This window comes from Brevibacillus nigriterrae (genome assembly GCF_049846925.1).
Classification (GTDB): Bacteria; Bacillota; Bacilli; order Brevibacillales; family Brevibacillaceae; genus Brevibacillus_H.
Genome location: NZ_JBNCMT010000005.1, coordinates 56,977 through 76,771 on the forward strand (window position 1 = coordinate 56,977; position 19,795 = coordinate 76,771).

Genomic DNA, 19,795 nt, shown 5'->3' on the forward strand with positions numbered 1-19,795 from the left:
TCAGCATAACTTCACAATTGTTAACAGTTCTGAGAATCAGGTCATCAGATGACTGTTCCGAAAATTTTTTCTGTAAAAAACGTCTCGACGTTTTTTATAAAAGTGGATGTGACCGCTTGCGGGCAACAAAACGGTTATGACCGTTTTGTTTCTATTTCAACATTTCTTTTTCTACCCCAATGAGATGATAAAGCATTGCCTCTTCTGCACGCTTAGGATTCCCACTTTTGACAGCTTTATAAATATCAAAGTGTTCTTGATACAATCGGCGTGGGTTATCAACTGATTGGTATAATCTCTCTCTGCTTGCTTTCAAAGTCTTACTCATCGTTTCAGAAATTGATTGCATGACAGACTCCAACATAGCATTATGGGTAGCACAAGACAGAGCATAGTGGAATTTCCAATCTGCCTGATCTCCTAAATGCTCATTTTCTAATGCCTCTTCCATTTCACGAAGGGCTTCTTCGATTTTTTTTATATCACTTTCGGTTCTGCGTGTAGCTGCAAGACGGGCAACCCCTGTCTCGATGATCTTGCGCACTTCCAAAAGATCGATGATATCTTGTTTTGTAATCGTTTTCGTCATTTCAAATGCGGAGAGCAACTCTTCTGGTTCATAACGAGAAACAAAAGTTCCTTCTCCCTGCTTGATAACGACCAATCCGATTGTTTTGAGAGAACCAACTGCTTCTCTCACGGTCGATTGCCCTACTCCAAGTGTTTCACCCAGCTCACGAAGAGAAGGTAAACGGTCTCCTGGTTGATAGACCCCTGAAACAATCTGATTCTTTAAGTATTCTGCTACTTCTTCATATGTCTTGCGAACTTTAAAACGTGGAATCGCTTTCATAAGTACCTCACAAGCTTTCATACTCTTGTGGTCATCAGATGACTTGTTCATGAAGCTATCATACAAGCTGTCGTAGTTTTCTGTCAATAACCTGCTCCCAGCAAAGAGAGAAATCGTCAAGTACAATTCTTGACTGATAACTGAAATGATTGTATCAGATTTGTGACGATCCGGGATGTGATGTTCCTCACTTGCACTAAAAAAATTTTAATATCCATAAAATAACAAAAACCTTCGACTGCACTCAGCAATCAAAGGTTACTTTTTTATGTATGGTGCGGGTGGAGGGACTTGAACCCCCACGGTCGCCCGCCAGATCCTAAGTCTGGTGCGTCTGCCAATTCCGCCACACCCGCTTGGCAGGGTAAGAATACCCTGACGAGTTCTAAGTCTAACAGAAACCTTCACTGGAATCAAGTAATTGATTTGAACATGTCAACAAAAATAATTGAGAGGGAGCACACCTAGTAGCTCCCTCTGTTTATTACGAACACTTATTCACCTGTATTCAAGCGCGAACGCAAATAAGCATCAATAAATGAATCCAGCTCCCCGTCCATCACGGCTTGCACATTACCCACCTCCATGTTGGTCCGATGGTCCTTTACGAGGGAGTACGGGTGAAATACATAGGAGCGAATTTGACTGCCCCAGGCAATGTCCTTTTGTTCCCCTTGAATGGCTTGCAGTGTCTTCTCCTGTTCCTCTCGTTTGCGCTCAAACAGTTTTGCCGCAAGCATCTTCATGGCCCGCTCACGGTTTTTAATCTGAGAACGTTCTGTTTGACATGTTACCACAATTCCGGATGGCAGATGTGTAATGCGTACAGCGGAGTCTGTGGTGTTGATGTGCTGTCCCCCCGCTCCACTTGAACGGTACGTATCAATCTTCAGATCCTCTGTACGGATATCGACATCGAGGTCGTCTTCGATTTCAGGCAGTACGTTGCAGGATACGAAAGAAGTATGCCTTCTACCCGAGGCGTCAAACGGCGAGATGCGCACCAGACGATGAACGCCTTTCTCTGCTTTCAAATAACCGTATGCGTTATGGCCTTTGATTAAAAGCGTAACACTCTTTACACCCGCTTCATCCCCAGGCAAATAGTCGAGAGTCTCCACCTTGAAGCCCTTCTTTTCTGCCCAACGTGTATACATTCTGAGAAGCATCTCAGCCCAGTCTTGTGATTCGGTACCGCCTGCGCCAGGATGCAATTCTAGGATTGCGTTATTTTTGTCATACTGATCACTTAGCAAGAGCTCCAGTTCAAAACTCTCAAAGCTCTTCTTTAGTTCCTGCGTCCCTTCGTACAACTCAGGGATAAGGGAATCCTCACCTTCTTCGATTGCTAGCTCCAGCATCACTTGCAAATCTTCGTATGCGGTATCAAGCTTCCCCATCGTTTCTACGAGGCCCTTGAGCACATTCAACTCGCTAATCGTCTTTTGTGCTGCATCGTTATCATCCCAGAAATCTGGGGCGATCATCCGCTCTTCTAATTCTCCAATTCGTTCTTGCTTCACAGGCAGGTCAAAGAGACCCCCTGATATCCGCTAATCGTTTAGCCATGGTGCTCATTTCCTGTTTGACATCTGCCACGTCAATCAGAGCCATTTTCCAAAACCACCTCTGCATATGATATGAAAAACGTGATGGCGTTTTTCTTAACCTTTTTTTGCTATTGTTTTATTGTATCTGATTTTAAGGGGAGTGCAACCAGTTGAATCACAAAACACCATCTTCCTTTGCGGACCGATGGTGCTTTGCTTTCAAATCCCTATTTTAACGACGTTTATCCTGACGGCGTTTCTCTTGCTCCGCAGCACGTCTTTGCGCACGGTTCAACGGCTCAGAGTCAGCATCTCCCGAAGTGGAGCTGACTGGACGCTCGGATGGCCCTGATGTCTTCAGTTGCTCTTGATGAGCTGCCTGGCCTTTGATTACTTCCTGGCGCTCGAGATTCTGGCTAACTTCAGCCTTCATGATGTACATCGCAACTTCTTCCTCGATGTTGGCAATCATCGCCTGGAACATCTCATACCCCTCGAATTGATACTCACGGAGAGGATCATTTTGTGCATAAGCACGTAAATGAATACCTTGACGCAATTGTTCCATCGCATCGATGTGATCCATCCACTTGCTGTCCACTGCACGCAGAACAACCACTTTCTCAAATTCACGCATCATTTCGCCAATCTCTTCTTCACGTTTTGCGTATTGACGGTCTACTTCAGCGGTCAGGAACTCAGCAATCTCTTCGGCTTCTTTTCCTTTGAGATCTTTCAATTGTACAGCTTCATCATTTATGAAAATGTTATTAGCAGAGTCCAGCAGTCCTTGCAAATCCCATTCTTCCGGAACTTCCTCTTTTGGACAATAGGCTTCCACTGTACGTTCGATGACGCTGTAGATCATCTTGATAGCAATATCCTGCAAGTCTTCTTTTTCAAGAATATCACGACGTTGTTTGTAGATAACTTCACGCTGTTGATTCATCACGTCGTCGTATTGGAGAACTACTTTACGAGCATCGAAGTTGGAGCCCTCAACTCGTTTTTGTGCAGATTCTACCGCACGAGTAACGAGACGGCTCTCAATTGGCATGTCTTCTTCCATGCCCAAACGATCCATCATATTCATGATGTTCTCCGCACCAAAACGACGCATGAGCTCATCTTGCAACGACAAGAAGAATTGCGAAGAACCCGGGTCCCCTTGACGACCAGAACGACCACGCAACTGGTTATCGATACGACGGCTCTCATGGCGCTCGGTACCGATGATGTGAAGTCCACCTACGTCAGGAACTCTCTCTCCCAGTTGAATGTCAGTACCACGACCTGCCATGTTTGTTGCAATAGTTACAGCAGCATATTGACCAGCACGAGCAACAATCTCGGCCTCACGAGCGTGTTGTTTCGCATTGAGGACGTTATGTGGTACTCCTTTTTGCTTCAACATCTTCGAAAGACGCTCAGAGTTTTCAATGGAAATCGTACCAACCAGTACAGGTTGCCCTTCTTTGTGCTTTTCTACGATTTCATTTACAACTGCACGGTATTTGGCGGCTTCCGTCTTGAAGATCAGGTCCGGATTGTCTTTACGAATTACTGGACGATTGGTCGGAATCACTACAACATCCAAGCCATAGATGTTTTTGAACTCTTCTTCTTCCGTTTTCGCTGTACCAGTCATACCAGCAAGCTTTTGGTACATACGGAAGTAGTTTTGCAACGTAATGGTCGCAAGCGTCATGCTCTCACTTTGAACACGGAGGCCTTCTTTCGCCTCAATCGCCTGATGCAATCCATCGCTGTAACGACGACCCACCATGAGACGACCAGTGAATTCGTCTACGATAACAACTTCGCCCTCTTGAACTACATAGTCTACATCTCGTTTGAAAAGCACTTGAGCCTTCAATGAAGATGTAATGTGATGGTTCAGCATCATGTGGTTTGTATCGTAGAGATTGTCGATGTTGAAGGCTTTCTCAACCTTCTCAACACCCTCATCGGTAAGGCTGACGATTTTTAACTTCTCATCAATAGTAAAATCTTCCTCTTCTTTGAGGCGTTTCACAAAATGAGCACAAATATGATACAGCTCAGTGGACTTATTGGCTGAACCCGAAATAATCAACGGCGTACGTGCTTCGTCGATCAAGATACTGTCAACCTCGTCAATAATTGCATAAAACAGTGGGCGCTGTACCATCTGCTCTTTGTACAGAACCATGTTGTCACGCAAGTAATCGAAGCCAAATTCATTATTTGTACCATAAGTAATATCGCAATGATAAGCTTCGCGTTTTTCTTCGGCACTTAAACCGTTTTTGTTGATTCCAACAGTCAAGCCAAGGAAGTTATACAGCTTACCCATCGTCGTCGAGTCACGTTCTGCCAAGTACTCGTTCACTGTTACAACGTGGACGCCCTTGCCCTGAAGTGCGTTTAGGTAGGTTGCCAGAGTCGCAACGAGGGTTTTCCCTTCCCCTGTCTTCATTTCGGCAATACGTCCCTCTTGCAGGACCATACCACCAATTAACTGTACATCAAAATGACGCATGCCCAGTACACGCCAAGACGCTTCACGTACTACAGCGAAAGCTTCGTTAAGAATATGATCGAGCTTTTCACCGTTTTGCAGGCGTTGTTTGAACTCGGCCGTTTTTTGTTTCAACTGCTCATCAGATAACGCTTTGACCTCGGTTTCCAGAGCATTGATTTTCTCCACTCGTTTAAACATCTTTTTGACTTCACGTTCGCTTGTATCACCGAACAGTTTTTTCACAAGCCCTAGCATAGGGACACCCCTTCCACGGTTCCCCTACCCGGGAAAGCCGCCTCTATCTCAAAGTAAAGTTCATTCATCTAAAAACTAATTGTAGCAAAAGAGAACGAACAAACACAAGTAAAGGGAGTAGCCAATTAGCTACTCCCTGTGTCGATTTTTGAAAGTTACTTCAATTATTTCGGTTCAATCAACCCGAAACGTCCATCATTCCGACGATACACAACGTTTACCTCATTGGTAGAGCTGTTTTGGAATACGAAGAAGTTATGTCCCAAAAGATCCATTTGGAGTACTGCTTCCTCAGCGTCCATCGGTTTAAGATTAAAGCGTTTGGTACGAACGATATCAATATCAATATCTTCTTCATAATCCAGAGTTGCTACGGGAGCTGCCTCACGGAAAAACACTTTATTATCAGCATCATGTCGTAATTTGCGATTCACTTTTGTTTTATGCTTACGAATTTGGCGTTCCAATTTTTCACTAATCAAATCAATTGCTGCGTACATGTCTGTGTGCGTTTCTTCAGCGCGAAGGATTACGCCAGTCATCGGAATTGTAACCTCAATTGTAGATTCACCACGAATGACTCTCATCGTTACATTCACATCAGTTTTTTGTTCTGTGTCGAAATAACGGTCCAAACGACCAACTTTTTTCTCCACATAATCTCGGAGGGCCTCAGTAACAGGGATATTTTCACCACGAATATTAAAGTTCATTTGCCCTTACCTCCTTACCTTTCTATGTATTATATATTCCTTACACATTGTTAAAATCCTTCTATTTACCTTAATTATTTTTTTAGTCATTTTTTACAAATTCACAAAATAACACGAAAAATCTTAATAAAATATGCACAATTTGACAAAAAAGAATGTTGATTTTTGTTATAATAATCCTATTCAGATACATTTTTCCTAAAACTAACCGACCAACGGAGGTCCAAAGCATGCCTCACTCAAAAGTAGACTTATCTTTAGTAGGAAAATTACTTGCTGATGACGTCTATAATCGCAATGGCTTATTGCTTCTATCCCGCGGTAGCTTGTTGAATCATTCTGATGTTTTCTTACTTCAAGCTCACGGAATTGATGAGGTTAGTCTCGATGTGATTACGGAACTCAAAGTTCTCGGACCCGTTGGAAATGAATCCTTAGACGAACCATTTCATGTACAAATCAAAAAACTGTTAGCCCACACACCAGAAGCATCTCAACGCTACAGTGAGGCAATGGAGCGGACCAAGTCCCTTTTTGGAAAGATTACAGAAGTGTATATTCCGCCGCTGGAACAGTTTACAGATGCCTTCTTTCCCCTGCTTGACCAAGTTTTGAAGCAAACCGGAATCTTTCATCCGCTTTACCTTGTAGAGGGGTCAGAAGATTATACTTACCGCCATTCCATCAATGTAGGAATCTTGTGTGCGCTGATCGCCAAGCTAATGAAAAGAACTCGTGATGAGATCATTTTGTTGGGACAGGCTGGGCTCCTCCACGATGTTGGTAAAATGCTAATACCCCAGGAGATACTGATGAAACCTGGAAAGCTTACGGAGGAAGAATTCAATCTGATGAAACTCCATACAACTTACGGCTTTAAGCTGCTTCAACAGATGGAAGGGACCCACGATTTATTGGCACAGGTTGCCTTGTTGCACCATGAACGCCGTGATGGGTCTGGCTATCCGGAAGGACGCTCTGGGGTATTCATCCCCATTGAAGCACAGATTGTTGCCGTAGCAGACACTTTTGACGCTATCTGTTCGGACCGTATATACAAGACACGCAGGTCACCGTACGAGGCTGCCCAAATTCTTTGGAAAGCGACTTGCCGTGGACAGCTTAATGTTGAAATTGTCACTCGGTTTATTAATTACATCGCTCTCCTATACGTGGGTCGCCGTGCAATACTTAGCAATGGAGACATTGTAGAAGTGGTGTTGATTCATACCGATGAGCCGATGAGACCACTTGTGCGTAAAAACGAGCAGTACATTGATCTGAGGAAGTATCGTGGAGTTTCCATAGAGAAGATGATCGGATAATCGATGCATAGGCTAGATAAAGTAAAACCCCCTGATGATTCAGGGGGGTTGTTGGCATTATTAGGGAAATCGTTTTCAGGCTTACAGCTTTGTTACGTTAGCTGCTTGAGGACCACGATCGCCTTCAACGATATCAAATTCAACAGCTTGACCTTCTTCAAGTGTTTTGAAACCTTCAGATTTGATTGCGGAGAAGTGTACAAATACGTCGCCACCGTCTTCACGCTCGAGGAAACCATAACCTTTTTCTGCATTAAACCATTTTACTTTACCTTGCATGTAAAACATTCCTTTCTGTTTGAAAACTAATATGAGTGTTATGTCTCACTTTTCGAATATATCACTTGCAATCTGGTGAAGTCAAATTGCGAACTTAGCGCGGTGTGTAGCGCTTTTCCAACCCTCTAACCACTACTCTGGACAAGAATAATGTCATAATTAAATAGCATGCCGCAGCCGTTAAATAGGCAGGGTAACGCTCGAATGTATTTTTGGCGACATTGCTTGCAGCATAGGTTAATTCAGTGGCAGCAATTGATGCTACCAAGGAAGAATCTTTTAACAAGGCAATAAATTCATTACCAAGTGCTGGAAGCATTCTTGTAAAAGCCTGAGGGACAATAATTAGACGCATGGCCATACTTCTGGTCATCCCCAAACTGCGTGCAGCTTCCATCTGACCGGGATCGATGGATTGAATACCCGCACGGAATATTTCTGCAATATAAGCTGCTGCGTTTAGTGATAACGCTACAAAGCCGGAGAAGAGAGCCTCAGGAGGAACATCATTTGGGAAAAAGGTCTTCCAGATAGAAGGAATGACTGCAAAATGAATAATTAAAATCTGCACATATAAAGGTGTTCCTCGAAACAGTTCAACAAAGATAGCACTTGGAACCTTAAAAATTTTGTTGTCTGACATCTTCCCTAATCCGATAAACAGCCCCAGGAAGGTCCCGATTAAGGTTGCGACACTGGTCAGAATAATTGTATAGAAAATACCTCTAATAAACAGCTCTCTGTAATCGTAAATAACGCTCCAATCCATGAGCCCTTCCCTCCTTCTAGCCAGTTAATGTCCAAACAATTTGCAGAAAAAATGGGTACGCCACGAGACGCACCCACCTCTACGCTTCTGCAGATTACCTATTCGTTAAAGTATTTTTTGTGAATTTCCTGGAGCTTGCCATTTTCTTTGATTGTTTTGAGACCTTGGTTGATTTTGTTCAAGAGATCCGTGTTCCCCTTTTTCACCATAATTCCGTAGTGCTCTGCTTCAAATGAATCATCTTTGACGAGTTTGAACTTCTTGCCTTCAATCTTGTTTGCAAAGTAAGCTACTACACCATTGTCTGCTACCACGGCATCAACACGGCCATTGAAGAAATCGTCAACTGCAGATGGTGTATCATCATAGCCTTTGATTCCTTCATAGGTATCGCCGAAAGCCTTTTTCACAACTTCTTCACCTGTTGTCGCTGTTTGCACACCAATCTTTTTGCCTTTCAATTCTGCTAATTTTGTAACTGTAGAATCTTCAGGTAAAAGAATCAGTTGGTTTGCATCGAAATACGGATCAGAGAAATCGTATGACTGTTTGCGTTTCTCAGTAATTGTAATAGAAGAGATTCCTGCATCAACAGTACCTTTATCGACTCCGTCAAACAGCGGGTCCCAACCAGTATTTTTGACTTCAATTTTAAATCCGGCGGCATCTGCAACAGCCTGAATCACATCAATACTAAATCCAGTGATTTTGTCCGCTTCCATCTTCTCGAATGGAGGGTATGCTGCGTCAGTACCAATCACATATACCTTGTCTGCCGCACCGCCAGTTTGGCCACCACCAGCCTGTGGCTGTCCGCCTCCACAGCCAACCGCAAGTAGGCTTACACTTGCAGCCAACGCAAGCGTTGCAAGCCATTTCTTACCAATTCCGATCTTCATACAGATTGCCCCCTTCTTTTCTTTCCATCTTCTCTTTACGTATTTTTTCTGCTTTTCAGTTTTTCCCCATACCTGTCCACATGAAAAGGTTCTTTATTTAGCCTTTCCACAGACTTATCCACATTATCCACAATGAGTTGTGCACAACATTAACTATGGGGGAAAACCATGTCTCTACAAGTATACCAAAACCTCTTCTTGAATTCTCTAATTTTACAGAAAATCCTGCAAATTCAAAATTATTTTATCGAACAATTATATTTATTTGTAATTTTGTTTATTTATGCATTATTGTTAATCATACAACAATCAGATAATTCAAGCAATCATCGGATTCTTTGAAGAAAAATATTGTTTAATCAACACGGATTAAAACTTATATTTATTGTATTCCTAAATAAAAAAAACAGACTCCCTCGATGAGGAAGCCTGTATTGTGAATGGATTATTATTCCTGTTCAGCAAGGATCAGCATTTCGACTCGACGGTTCATCGCCCGATTCTCTGCATTCGCATTGTCAACAATCGGATGATACTCACCCCATCCGGCAACCATGAATCGGGAAGCAGGTAAACCATTCGAATCAACTAACTCTCGCATAACTGAAATGGCTCGTGCTGAGGATAATTCCCAGTTGGAGCGAAATTGGCTGTTGGAAATCGGCACATCGTCTGTATAGCCTTCAATCCGTACTTTATAGGTAAAACGCTGCAGGACTTTGGCGACGTTTGTTACGGCTTGCTTTCCTTTGTCACTTAAATCCGCAGATCCACTTGCGTACATCACTTTTTCCGGAAAGCGAATCATTAACCCTTCGGAGGTCTCTTCGAAATGTACATTCATCTCTTGCAGGGCTACCGCAAGCTGCGCTTTGGCCGTCTCCCAATTCGGGTCGGCAATTTTCTCGTCCGCTTTCATTTCTCGAATGTTCTCAACCAACGATTTGCGTTTTCCTTCAAGCTGGGCAATTTCCCGTTGCAGCTCAAGCTTTTGAATTTGCAGAATATCACGGCTTTTGGCTGCTTCCTGAATGGATTGTTTTTCTGCTTCCTCCGCTTTTTTGGATTGCTCAATTTTTGACTGGATCTGGGAAGAAGAAGATGCCGCTACGATGATAATGATGACGAACAGGAGAGTAAACAAATCACTGTAACTTATGAGCCAGCTTTTCTCTAGTTCTTTTTCGTCGTAAAGGCGCTCATCCTGCATGGCTGGCCTGCCTTTCAATCGTTCCTCTGTTACTTCCCGGCTGCTTGACCAGGACGAGCTTCTGATCACCTGGGAGGAACGAATTCAATTTCTCAAACAGCACACGAGGGGTCTCCATACGCTGCAAGCTGATCATTCCCTCGATATAGAGCCGCTTCTCAAACATCTCCCGATCATGGATATCCATCAGACGATAGTAGCATGGCAGGGCAAACAGGTTGGCAAGCAGCGCACCATACAAAGTGGCCACTACAGCAGCGCTCAGGCTGTGCCCCGTCTTACCGAAGTCAGAGATATTCTCCAGTACTCCTGTCATCCCAAACAGCGTCCCCACCAGTCCCATTCCAGGCGCAAGCAAGCCGATCAGACGAAACATACCGCCTGTCTGTAAATAACGGTATTGCTCCCCTTTCAGCTCATTTTCCAAAATGATCCGCAGTTCCTCCTCGGGAACCCCTTCAATCGCTAAAATACTTCCACGGCGAACAAATGAGTCCGGTTCTTTCTGCAATTCTTTCTCGAGCAGCATATAGCCTTGTTCCTTTTGAACCAGAGCATAATAGTAGAAACGCTTGATCGTCTCTTCCAAATTCCCTTCCCGCCCGTGAATCAGCAAACGCAATAATGGACGGATTTGAATATGTTTTCGTTTGATCGCAAAGGAAACGATCACAGCCAGTGCAACAAGCTCAATCGCTGTCGGATTAATCAATTCTTTGATGTTGCCATTCAAATAGACGACATGCACAAGAATCAGCATGATTGCCCCTATTAACACAAGCGATCGGCGTTTCGTAGAAATTAACAACCGGTTCAACATCGTCACCCACCTAAACCCTCTAGTATTTACGGCTCGATTGGAATCCACCCAACAGCCACATTCTCAACTACTCCCTTATTTCATCGGAATAAATTGTCATTTTATACAGTGTCATGGCGAAACTGGTCGATTTTATTATAGCAGAGATAGAGTAGAGGGGGAGTAGGGGAATTGGAGGGAGAAAATATAGGGGGAAGAAAATAAGAGACCCCACCCCTGAAAGGAGAAGTTTTCAAGCGGTTAAGCAAGAAAACGTAGCAGGCGGGGCGGAGTCATAATTTGTATATTCTGCAAGAATTGAGGAAATCCTCTATAATATCTCTTATTATAATAAAATTTTTTGTTTTTAAAAAGAAAATAGCACTTTTTGTCGATAATCATTAAAGAAGACTACTTCATGCAGAGAGGAGAGATAGAGATGGAACTGAATAGTATGATGGGCCAACAACTAGCTGCCTTGCGACAAACAGTGAGTCTTAGTGTGATGAATATGGCTCAGACAACTGGAGCTGCACAAGCTACAGTTATGCTGAACGATTTTTCAAAAGCTCAGGAAACCGCCAAATCAGCACCGCATCCAACATTAGGGAAAATAGTGGATTTGCGGGGGTAGCTCCATTGAAAAAAGGTACCTCGTAAGTAGTAACACTACTTGCGAGGTACCTTTTCCATATTCTATCGATATTATTTTAACAATTGAAGAATCGATTGTGTGATGTGATTTGCTTGAGCAAGCATTGCCTGAGACGATTCCAGTACTATTTTATTACTTGCTAATTTTGCAGTTTCTTTTGGTATATCGGCATCTCTTATCTGTGATTCAGTAGCAGTAAGATTACTATTATAATTCAATACATTATTAGAAATATGTTCTAACGCATTTTGATACGCACCGAATTTAGATCGCTCGGATGAGACTTTTTCAAGAGCCTGATCCACTTTTTCTATCGCCGCTTCCGCTTTATCTATTGGATCAACAACTATATCATCAATTCCGAGATTTTTTGTCCTAGCATCAAACAATTGAACGGTAAATAAATCTCCACTATTCGGTCCAACCTGCAGATGAAGTGGTTGCATAGGTAGTTCTACCTGACCAAAACCTGAATCCTTTACAATGGCATCTGATAGCCCAGGTGAAATATTAGAAGCAATGTCTGATGCTGTCGCCGGAATAAAAATCTTTTGTGCAAATTCATCGTACGCACTTGAATAGGAAAAGGTATTGGATGAGCCTTGTAAATCAATTCCAAATACATAGGAATATATATTATCAGCATCTAAAGCAGCCTTTACATTCGATTCCGTTACACCGACGCTCTCATTATTTGTATCTGTCAGGACGACAAATATCTTTTTTGAACCGGGATCATACCCAAGTGTTGATCCTTGTGATCCGCTGGGAGCGTAATCAATGATATGTTGATACGGAGTTGATCCACCAGGAGTAGCCATGTGTACAGTGGATAGATGATTCTGGATCGCAGCGATGTCATTCGTAAGTGGAAGATTTCGGCCGGGATGTACTGTGCTTACGGTACCTACCCTCACGTCCCCGTATGATGATAAAGTGCTTACAAAGTTTGAAATACCCGCTGTCACTTCATCTATCTCTTCTTGCATCGTCCCCGAATCGTCAATCAAGAAAATAATGTCAGCTTTTTGCCCGCTTGAAGAGCCACCGCTCCCCTCGATGGATGGTGGCACCAATAACTTTATTTCATTAAATTCGGTATTATTTGCTATGTCGTTAATACTATTCTTGATTTGATCAATTTCTTTCTGAATTGCTTGTCTGTCACCAGGGGTTAAGGTTCCATTTGCAGCCTGTATTGTTAATTCTCTCATTCTTTGTAGCAATGGATTTTCGATTTGAGCTAATCCACCCTCAGCCGTTTGTAATAAAGAAATCCCATCCTGTACATTTCTCTCCGCTTGTTCCAGTCCGCGAATCTGGGCCCTCATTTTTTCAGAGATTCCCAGTCCTGCTGCATTATCAGCTGCCTGATTAATTGCTAGCCCTGATGACAGTTTTTTGGTTGAACTAGCAATTTCTTTATTATTATTTTTCATACTGTTGTATGTATTCAGTGCGGAAATGTTATGATTAATCCTCATACTCGACACCTCTTATTAACACTATAGATATTTAATTCGATTTTGTTAATAATTAGTCCTGTTACTCAAAAGAAAGAAAAGAACAAAAAACGACCAATTACAGAAGTAATTAGTCGCTTTTTAACAATAACTATTTTTTTGTGTCAAAAAAGGCTCCATACGCCGTATATCCAGAAGATCCATACTGTCTATTCATGTTTTTCGTCTGGTTTAGCTTCTGAATATTCTTTTCCAATACTTGTTTTTTGTGATCCATTGATTGTTTAATTTCTGATTCTAATTGTAATATCTTTTCCCCGAATAGGTTTCTAAGAGTAGGTTCTAGGTGATTGTCTTTATCGAGTAAACTTTGAATTTTGTTCATAATTTCCTGTCGTTGTTGAAGAATCTCTAACCAATCTTCAGGCTCTGTATCATCCTGCGTTACTTTCTCTTTTAATAAATTGGTGATCAGCAGTAGTTCTTCCAGTAATGTTTCTATTACTGTTTTCATAGTGTACCTACCTTTATTATGACTACTTCATTAAAAAGTAAAGGTCTATGATACTAGTGAAGACTTTTACATATTTTTTGCTATCAACATAGCCTCTTTCCAAGTGTCACGAAACTGGACAAACAATCCTTCGACTTCCTCAAGAATAACAATATCCTTTTTAACATTTGCCTCAATCATTCGTCTTAGCATATATTCATATAAACTCAGAAATTGCTCTGCAATCGGATAATTATGATCTAAAGTAACAATTAATTCGTTTAGTATGGACTGTACTCGTAGATTAAATTGGCTAGCCTTGTCAAAATTTTTCTCTTGAATTGCTGTCCTCGTTTGCTTAATGAATTTTATCGCACCACTGTACAACATCAATATTAACTCTTGAGGAGACGCTGTATTTACCTGGTTGTTTTGATATGTTTGCGCAGCATTATTTATCACACAAAATCACCTCTAATTTACGTTAGCCAGCAAATTGTTGAGTAAGCCATGCGGATTGAGAATTAGCCTGATTAATCGCTCTTTCCATAGCAGCGAATTGTCTATAATAGCGGCTTTCAATGTCTTCAAGCCGATCCTCTAAACGTCCAATTTGCTTATTCATATTTCGAGTCATTCTTCCAAAATAGTAATAATCTGCGGTATCAGAATCGTAAGCGGAGCCTGCCTTATCAGTTAACTTTTCAATTGAATCGTTTAACCGATCATACATACGTTTCGCAATACCTGTTTCACCAAATTCAGACCCACCGTCTGAACTGTCGTACGAATGAGTGAAAATCTTCATGACATCTTCTGGGTTGCTTCGAATTTTTTCCCTTAATTTAGTTTCATCAATGTATAGTTTCCCATTTTCTCTGTAGTTAAAAGAAGCCATTTTATCACTTGCTTGGGCGGTTGTAATACCAATTTCAGAAAGTGTATCTAATTTGGAATTAACATCTGGCCCCTGAATTGCAGAGTATGAATCCAATCGCAATCCAGACATCACGCCTGACAAGATAGTGTCTCTTCTAATAAGCCCACTTTTTGCTTTCTCTTCCCATAACTCGATTTGTTTTTCTGACATATCCTTTTTCTCTTCATCCAGCAGTGGCTGGTAATTCCGATTATACGTCTCACTCAATTTACCATTCACTGTCTCAATCAAGCTGTTATACTTGTCAACAAATTTCTTTATTGTCTCAAAAACCGCGTCCTCATCCGGTTTCACCTTTACATTAACCGTTGTTGCCGATACTTGTTTGGCTGTAAAAGTAATATTATCAAAAGAAAATGTATTACTGTCAAATTCATAGGATTGTCCGTTAATATCTACTTTTAGTTTTTGACCATCAGTACCGTTTTGGGTTGAAAGAATTGTACCATCTGTACCAATCCCAAGATTATTAGCTCCAGTTGACCATACCTTAATCGAACTGGATGTCCCTTTTGCAGTCGAAGTAAAGGTAATTTGTCCATTCGTATATGCAGCAGTAGCCCCTGAAGCAGATGAGACATCATTTATTTTCGTTATCATCGATTTAATCGTGTCTGTTGCCAAAACATCAACTGTCTTCGTTCCAGTACCTGTTTGAATATTTAACGTAAAAGCAGTACCAACCTCTGTATTCTCATTAGCAAGTGCATTATTGAATATTACTGTAGAGGGGTTAGAAGGTGTCGCCAATCCTGTAACCTTTATATTGTAATCAGACAAATTGGCATTTCCCGTACTAACAACGGATACAATTGAATCCATGTCAGAAACTGCCTTTTCTTTTAGAAATGTCCCCTGAAGACGCATTGAGCTGAGAACATTATCACGAAAGTCGAGCAATTGACGGTTCATTTCCCGATAAGCGTCGCGTCTCCACATTTCCTGCTGTCTATTACGTAGTAATTTATCCAATGGGGCTCTTTGGGCTTTCATTAAGTCTTTTACCATTGTGTCTGTATCCATACCAGACGCCAAACCAGATATGCGCATACTATTGATGGTTGTCATTTCACTCAACTCCTACCTTTTTTCGTCAATTAGAATCCCGATCATTTCATGCATTTTTGCAACCATATCCATCATCTTCTTGGAGGGAATCTCCCTAATCACTTGGTTCGTTTGGTCGTCGACAACAGCAACATAATATTCATTTAGTTTCTCATGCAATTGGAACTTCAAATGGGTGGTACCCGATTGCAGCCATTTGTTCAAGCCTTCCATTTCTTTCTCCAATTCCTTGCGATCCAGGTCCTTACGGTCGACTTTTGATTCTATTGGTGCTACTTGATTACTGGTGCTTGTAGCCGTTTGCACGCTCTTTGCTGTGTCTGGAGATAAATTTTTTTCGTAAGAGGTCGTAATCCTACTGACATTTCCAACAGATTTCAAGTCCAAGGCAATCTCCTCCAATACTTTTTGTCCGTACTTCATTTGTCTATTATTAGTATCGGTGATTGGAATAGAAATGTTTAACAGAATAAAGATAAGGCTAAGGAACTATAACGAATTCTCCCTTAACCTACTCTTTCTTTATTCTTTTATTTAAAATTGTTTCTGCTACGTAAAAGTCTAACTCTTCGTCTAAATCAAAAGACCGCTCTCTCGGCATAACATAAGCGATAGTATGCTCCGTAAGAAAAGAACCTGATTCTTTAATTTTTTCCACTTTTGCAACGTAAACTGCACCGTTCAACGAGAAAACATCAGGTAGGTTTTGACGACGTGTTGTGTTGATTTTATCATCAAGTTGAATCGTCTTCTTCATGCGATTAACCTGATCCAACTCATACATCCAGTAAGGACTTTTATCTTGCTTAACTACTGACACACAGTAACCCTCAATACTATCTGCGCAACATTCAATTGCCAGGTCGATATCCTCCACTATTCGTAATGGAGAAGTTGGTTGCAATAATACAACATAGTCAAACCCCGGAAGCAATTCCAATGCATGTAATACAGGTTCAATCCCGGGTGTTGTATCAAGTGCTAATTCCTTTGGTCGTACAAAAGGGACATCACATCCCCATTCCCTAGAAACTGCGATTATTTCTTGATCATCAGAAGATAGAATCAGGCGGTCAATATATTTTGATTTCTTCGCTTCTTCAATTGTCCAAGCAATGAGCGGCTTGCCACACAGTTCTCGAATATTTTTGCGCGGTACACCTTTTGATCCACCACGAGCTGGTATGATAGCTAATACTTTTTTATCTTGGATCATCCGAAAACCTCTGGGAATTCGCCATTAGCTTTCTCGAAATCAGACATACGTCCAATGTCTAGCCAGTATTCACGAATAGGAAATACAGAGACATTCTTCTGGTTATCCACCAGTTTCTCAAAAAGTTTCGGCATGTCGTAGAATGAATCTTTTGGAATATCTTGAATACTGTCCGGATTCAACACATATATACCCGCATTGACAAAGTAGCTTACAAGCGGCTTCTCTTCGATACGTAACAGTCGATGCTTGTCAATTTTCACTACTCCATACGGCACTTGGAAGTCGTATTCTCTGACACACATCGTTGCTACTGCATGATGTGTAGTATGAAAGTCCAAGAGTTGCTCAAAGTTGACCTTTGTTAACAGATCTCCATTCATTACGATTAATGGCAGCTGGGGTACCTCTGGCAATAACGTTAACGCTCCCGCTGTTCCCATCCGTTTTGACTCGTGAATATATCGAATTTCTACACCCCAACGACTGCCATCTCCAAAATAGTCTGTAATCATATCGGAGCGGTAATTTACCGAAATGTAAAAATGATGAAAACCTTGCTCGATAAAATTAAGCATAATTGTTTCCAACAAGGGTTTATTCCCAACTTTAAGTAAAGGTTTTGGACAATCATCCGTAAGAGGAGCTAGTCTAGTCCCTAATCCTCCTGCCATGAGAACAACCCAATTCTCTTTTTTCTTAGGTTGTAGTAAATCGTCCAATATTTCTACTCGAATGATAGTACCTTCATCATCAACAATAGGAATCTGACGTAAATGCTTGATCTTCATGAGTGCAAGAATGTTTTCTCTAGAATCAAATGGCGTAGCTACACTAGGATAAGGATTCATCACAGTAGAAACAGGGTCTGTTAATTGCCTTCCTTTTAGCAGTCCTCGTCTGATATCTCCATCAGTTACTGTTCCAAGTAATCGACCATCCTGATCTGCAACAAGTACAATTTGAAGCCCACTTGAATCAATCATTTGAATAGCATCAAAAACTGATGTTGATGGCAAAGCTAGAATGTTCTTCCAATTTATCATCGTCAAACCTCCCTTGCTGGAACTCCAATTACTGTTGCCCCATCAGGAACATCTCGCACAACAACCGCTCCTGCACCTACCACACAATCATTCCCTATGTTAATTCCCTGAATGACAGTTGCACCAGTTCCAATATGAACCATATCACCGACATGAACATTCCCCGAAAGTACAACACCAGGTGCCAGATGAACATGATTTCCAATCACACAATCATGATCAATCGATGCCCTGGTATTAACAATTACGTTTTCTCCCATGAATACATCAGTTTGTACAATAGCACCTGCCATTATCTGAATCCCTTCCTGATGTGATAATGTGCTTGAAATAATTGCTGATGGATGAATGATATCGGCGAATGAGTAACCTCTTTCTTTAAAAAAGTGAAAAAGTTGACGTCTTTTTAATGGTTGAGATACAGAACCAATTCCATTTACCAAAAGTATTTCATCAGGAGGATAATCGAACACTGCTTCATCTGAATTGAAAATGCAAATATGGCCCAATTTTGAAATTGTAGCTTTAGGATCAACAATACCTATTACTTTCTGATTTTGTAATCGTAGCACTTCCAATAGAACTTTCGAATGGCCTCCACCAGCAAGTATCAAAATTGGCTTAGTCATTCTTCGATCACATCATCTTGATCATAGTCTTTCTGTGCTTCCCTGCCTAAATAATCCCAATAATTTATTGGAGATATTCCTCTAGTTGTGCGTTTCGAAGTAAGATTCTCTTCCGAAAACCTTTCTCCTTTTTTTATTGACCTAGCCGCCACTAGATACTTTCGAACAACATCCTTATTTTTCTTTTCTGATTCTGTAGGGAATTTTACATAAGTACCTAGTGCTTGTTCTACTTGCCTAATTGAGTCAATCATTTGTTTAAGATTATCCGGCTCTAATGATGCCTGATGATCGGGACCAGGCAGTGTGCGGTCGAGAGTAAAGTGCTTTTCAATAATAGCTGCACCCCTAGCCACAGCAGCAATTGGTACGCATATCCCTTCTGTATGATCGGATAGCCCTACAGGCAATTGGAATGCATAGCGCAAAGTATCCATCACTTGTAAATTAACTTCATTGTATGGAGTTGGATATTCTGAAGTACAGTGCAAAAGATTAACGTATTCTTTCAAAGCTGCTTGTCCCTCGAAAGAACTATATGCACTTTGAAACTCGTCAAAGGAAGGGGGTTTTCCGCTATCTGCTTGAATCAAACCATATGCAATGACTCCCAATGCTAACTCGATATCAGCTAATGTGCTCATCCCGGTAGATAATATCATCTTTTTTTTTCTTCTTGCTATTTGTAACAACAGAGGTGCGTTGGTGATTTCTCCAGAAGGTATTTTTATTATCGGAATATTCAATGATTCTATAAGTAATTCAGCACTTTCCATATCGAACGGTGTGGATAGAAACTGTATTCCAACACGTTTACAATGTTCAATCAATAAATTATGAGCATTTTGATCCAATTCAAAGTTTTTTAGCATTTCATACTGAGTTTGCTCTGATTGGGTGGTTTTTAGTTGATATTCCGCCTTAAAAGCATTTTTTGTAACTAACTCTTTTGCTTTAAAGGTTTGAAATTTGACTGCATCTGCACCAGCTTTTTTAGCAGCATCGATCAGTTGAAAAGCCATATCTATTGATCCATTATGGTTGACGCCTGCTTCTGCAATAATGTAGGTTCTCTTTGTTTTATTTCTCATATACTTTCTCCTAACAAAAATTCCTTATCTTTATTGCGA

General features: G+C 41.3%; 20 protein-coding genes and 1 tRNA gene. 2 read left to right on the forward strand and 19 right to left on the reverse strand.

Annotated features, from left to right (window positions below):
* Positions 1-151: 151 nt before the first annotated feature.
* The 5 genes from ACPW7N_RS05240 to hpf form a co-directional block, all read right to left on the reverse strand.
* On the reverse strand, positions 152-940 hold the full coding sequence (locus tag ACPW7N_RS05240; RefSeq protein WP_425649972.1) for a FadR/GntR family transcriptional regulator: 789 nt from the start codon (positions 938-940) through the stop codon (positions 152-154).
* Between the two features lie 186 nt (positions 941-1,126).
* A tRNA-Leu gene (locus ACPW7N_RS05245) sits at positions 1,127-1,209 on the reverse strand.
* A gap of 138 nt (positions 1,210-1,347) precedes the next feature.
* Positions 1,348-2,467 (reverse strand): peptide chain release factor 2 gene (gene prfB, locus ACPW7N_RS05250; protein WP_425649973.1). Its coding sequence is split into 2 segments (ribosomal slippage): positions 1,348-2,385 and positions 2,387-2,467, totalling 1,119 coding nucleotides; the frame shifts between segments, so codons are not numbered across the junction.
* Positions 2,468-2,635: 168 nt separating this feature from the next.
* Positions 2,636-5,161, reverse strand: coding sequence for a preprotein translocase subunit SecA (secA, locus tag ACPW7N_RS05255; RefSeq protein ID WP_425649974.1), 2,526 nt, complete (start codon positions 5,159-5,161; stop codon positions 2,636-2,638).
* A 164-nt stretch (positions 5,162-5,325) separates the two neighbouring features.
* A complete protein-coding gene (hpf, locus tag ACPW7N_RS05260; protein WP_425649975.1) occupies positions 5,326-5,874 on the reverse strand; it encodes a ribosome hibernation-promoting factor, HPF/YfiA family in 549 nt (182 codons plus the stop codon).
* Positions 5,875-6,104: 230 nt separating this feature from the next.
* Here hpf and ACPW7N_RS05265 point away from each other — a divergent pair, with 230 nt between their 5' ends.
* The gene (locus ACPW7N_RS05265; RefSeq protein ID WP_425649976.1) at positions 6,105-7,199 is read left to right on the forward strand and encodes an HD-GYP domain-containing protein; all 1,095 of its coding nucleotides are present in this window, start codon (positions 6,105-6,107) and stop codon (positions 7,197-7,199) included.
* An 81-nt stretch (positions 7,200-7,280) separates the two neighbouring features.
* On the opposite strand, the gene ACPW7N_RS05270 is transcribed toward ACPW7N_RS05265, so the two are convergent.
* The 5 genes from ACPW7N_RS05270 to ACPW7N_RS05290 all read right to left on the reverse strand — a co-directional run bounded on the left by ACPW7N_RS05270 (position 7,281) and on the right by ACPW7N_RS05290 (position 11,176).
* Entirely contained in the window at positions 7,281-7,478 is a 198-nt protein-coding gene (locus ACPW7N_RS05270; protein WP_425649977.1) for a cold shock domain-containing protein, read from the reverse strand.
* Between the two features lie 94 nt (positions 7,479-7,572).
* Positions 7,573-8,247: an amino acid ABC transporter permease gene (locus ACPW7N_RS05275; protein WP_425649978.1), complete on the reverse strand. Its 675-nt coding sequence runs from the start codon at positions 8,245-8,247 to the stop codon at positions 7,573-7,575.
* 98 nt (positions 8,248-8,345) lie between these two features.
* A complete protein-coding gene (locus ACPW7N_RS05280) occupies positions 8,346-9,146 on the reverse strand; it encodes a basic amino acid ABC transporter substrate-binding protein (protein WP_425649979.1) in 801 nt (266 codons plus the stop codon).
* A 448-nt stretch (positions 9,147-9,594) separates the two neighbouring features.
* Entirely contained in the window at positions 9,595-10,356 is a 762-nt protein-coding gene (locus ACPW7N_RS05285; protein ID WP_425649981.1) for an OmpA/MotB family protein, read from the reverse strand.
* Positions 10,346-11,176: a motility protein A gene (locus ACPW7N_RS05290; RefSeq protein ID WP_425649982.1), complete on the reverse strand. Its 831-nt coding sequence runs from the start codon at positions 11,174-11,176 to the stop codon at positions 10,346-10,348. Before ACPW7N_RS05290 ends, ACPW7N_RS05285 begins: the two co-directional genes overlap by 11 nt.
* 418 nt (positions 11,177-11,594) lie before the next feature.
* Between ACPW7N_RS05290 and ACPW7N_RS05295 the strand changes: the two genes are divergently transcribed.
* Positions 11,595-11,789, forward strand: a complete 195-nt coding sequence (locus ACPW7N_RS05295) for a polyribonucleotide nucleotidyltransferase (protein WP_425649983.1) — start codon at positions 11,595-11,597, stop codon at positions 11,787-11,789.
* 71 nt (positions 11,790-11,860) lie between these two features.
* Here the strand turns inward: ACPW7N_RS05295 and ACPW7N_RS05300 are convergent, their stop codons facing one another.
* The 9 genes from ACPW7N_RS05300 to neuB all read right to left on the reverse strand — a co-directional run bounded on the left by ACPW7N_RS05300 (position 11,861) and on the right by neuB (position 19,756).
* Complete coding sequence (locus ACPW7N_RS05300; RefSeq protein ID WP_425649984.1) at positions 11,861-13,294, reverse strand: flagellin N-terminal helical domain-containing protein; 1,434 nt, start codon at positions 13,292-13,294, stop codon at positions 11,861-11,863.
* Positions 13,295-13,424: 130 nt separating this feature from the next.
* Complete coding sequence (locus ACPW7N_RS05305) at positions 13,425-13,787, reverse strand: flagellar protein FliT (protein ID WP_425649985.1); 363 nt, start codon at positions 13,785-13,787, stop codon at positions 13,425-13,427.
* A gap of 66 nt (positions 13,788-13,853) precedes the next feature.
* On the reverse strand, positions 13,854-14,228 hold the full coding sequence (gene fliS / locus ACPW7N_RS05310; protein ID WP_425649986.1) for a flagellar export chaperone FliS: 375 nt from the start codon (positions 14,226-14,228) through the stop codon (positions 13,854-13,856).
* A 22-nt stretch (positions 14,229-14,250) separates the two neighbouring features.
* Positions 14,251-15,774, reverse strand: coding sequence for a flagellar filament capping protein FliD (fliD, locus tag ACPW7N_RS05315; RefSeq protein WP_425649987.1), 1,524 nt, complete (start codon positions 15,772-15,774; stop codon positions 14,251-14,253).
* A gap of 12 nt (positions 15,775-15,786) precedes the next feature.
* Positions 15,787-16,161 (reverse strand): flagellar protein FlaG, encoded by a 375-nt coding sequence (gene flaG / locus ACPW7N_RS05320; protein WP_425649988.1) that lies wholly within the window; start codon positions 16,159-16,161, stop codon positions 15,787-15,789.
* Between the two features lie 124 nt (positions 16,162-16,285).
* On the reverse strand, positions 16,286-16,990 hold the full coding sequence (locus ACPW7N_RS05325; protein ID WP_425649989.1) for an acylneuraminate cytidylyltransferase family protein: 705 nt from the start codon (positions 16,988-16,990) through the stop codon (positions 16,286-16,288).
* Positions 16,987-18,036 (reverse strand): nucleotidyltransferase family protein, encoded by a 1,050-nt coding sequence (locus ACPW7N_RS05330; protein ID WP_425649990.1) that lies wholly within the window; start codon positions 18,034-18,036, stop codon positions 16,987-16,989. The genes ACPW7N_RS05325 and ACPW7N_RS05330 overlap by 4 nt, the downstream gene beginning before the upstream one ends.
* Positions 18,037-18,038: 2 nt before the next feature.
* Complete coding sequence (locus tag ACPW7N_RS05335; protein WP_425649991.1) at positions 18,039-18,665, reverse strand: acetyltransferase; 627 nt, start codon at positions 18,663-18,665, stop codon at positions 18,039-18,041.
* Positions 18,662-19,756, reverse strand: a complete 1,095-nt coding sequence (neuB, locus tag ACPW7N_RS05340) for an N-acetylneuraminate synthase (RefSeq protein WP_425649992.1) — start codon at positions 19,754-19,756, stop codon at positions 18,662-18,664. Before neuB ends, ACPW7N_RS05335 begins: the two co-directional genes overlap by 4 nt.
* Positions 19,757-19,795: the final 39 nt, after the last annotated feature.

Excerpts from the sequence above, each read along its gene's own strand:
- secA (WP_425649974.1), bottom strand. The coding sequence starts at position 5,161 with ATGCTAGGGCTTGTGAAAAAACTGTTCGGTGATACAAGCGAACGTGAA.
- hpf (WP_425649975.1), bottom strand. The coding sequence starts at position 5,874 with ATGAACTTTAATATTCGTGGTGAAAATATCCCTGTTACTGAGGCCCTC.
- ACPW7N_RS05265 (WP_425649976.1), top strand. The coding sequence starts at position 6,105 with ATGCCTCACTCAAAAGTAGACTTATCTTTAGTAGGAAAATTACTTGCT.
- ACPW7N_RS05270 (WP_425649977.1), bottom strand. The coding sequence starts at position 7,478 with ATGCAAGGTAAAGTAAAATGGTTTAATGCAGAAAAAGGTTATGGTTTC.
- ACPW7N_RS05275 (WP_425649978.1), bottom strand. The coding sequence starts at position 8,247 with ATGGATTGGAGCGTTATTTACGATTACAGAGAGCTGTTTATTAGAGGT.
- ACPW7N_RS05280 (WP_425649979.1), bottom strand. The coding sequence starts at position 9,146 with ATGAAGATCGGAATTGGTAAGAAATGGCTTGCAACGCTTGCGTTGGCT.
- ACPW7N_RS05285 (WP_425649981.1), bottom strand. The coding sequence starts at position 10,356 with ATGCAGGATGAGCGCCTTTACGACGAAAAAGAACTAGAGAAAAGCTGG.
- ACPW7N_RS05290 (WP_425649982.1), bottom strand. The coding sequence starts at position 11,176 with ATGTTGAACCGGTTGTTAATTTCTACGAAACGCCGATCGCTTGTGTTA.
- ACPW7N_RS05295 (WP_425649983.1), top strand. The coding sequence starts at position 11,595 with ATGGAACTGAATAGTATGATGGGCCAACAACTAGCTGCCTTGCGACAA.
- ACPW7N_RS05300 (WP_425649984.1), bottom strand. The coding sequence starts at position 13,294 with ATGAGGATTAATCATAACATTTCCGCACTGAATACATACAACAGTATG.
- ACPW7N_RS05305 (WP_425649985.1), bottom strand. The coding sequence starts at position 13,787 with ATGAAAACAGTAATAGAAACATTACTGGAAGAACTACTGCTGATCACC.
- fliD (WP_425649987.1), bottom strand. The coding sequence starts at position 15,774 with ATGACAACCATCAATAGTATGCGCATATCTGGTTTGGCGTCTGGTATG.
- ACPW7N_RS05325 (WP_425649989.1), bottom strand. The coding sequence starts at position 16,990 with ATGATCCAAGATAAAAAAGTATTAGCTATCATACCAGCTCGTGGTGGA.
- ACPW7N_RS05330 (WP_425649990.1), bottom strand. The coding sequence starts at position 18,036 with ATGATAAATTGGAAGAACATTCTAGCTTTGCCATCAACATCAGTTTTT.
- ACPW7N_RS05335 (WP_425649991.1), bottom strand. The coding sequence starts at position 18,665 with ATGACTAAGCCAATTTTGATACTTGCTGGTGGAGGCCATTCGAAAGTT.
- neuB (WP_425649992.1), bottom strand. The coding sequence starts at position 19,756 with ATGAGAAATAAAACAAAGAGAACCTACATTATTGCAGAAGCAGGCGTC.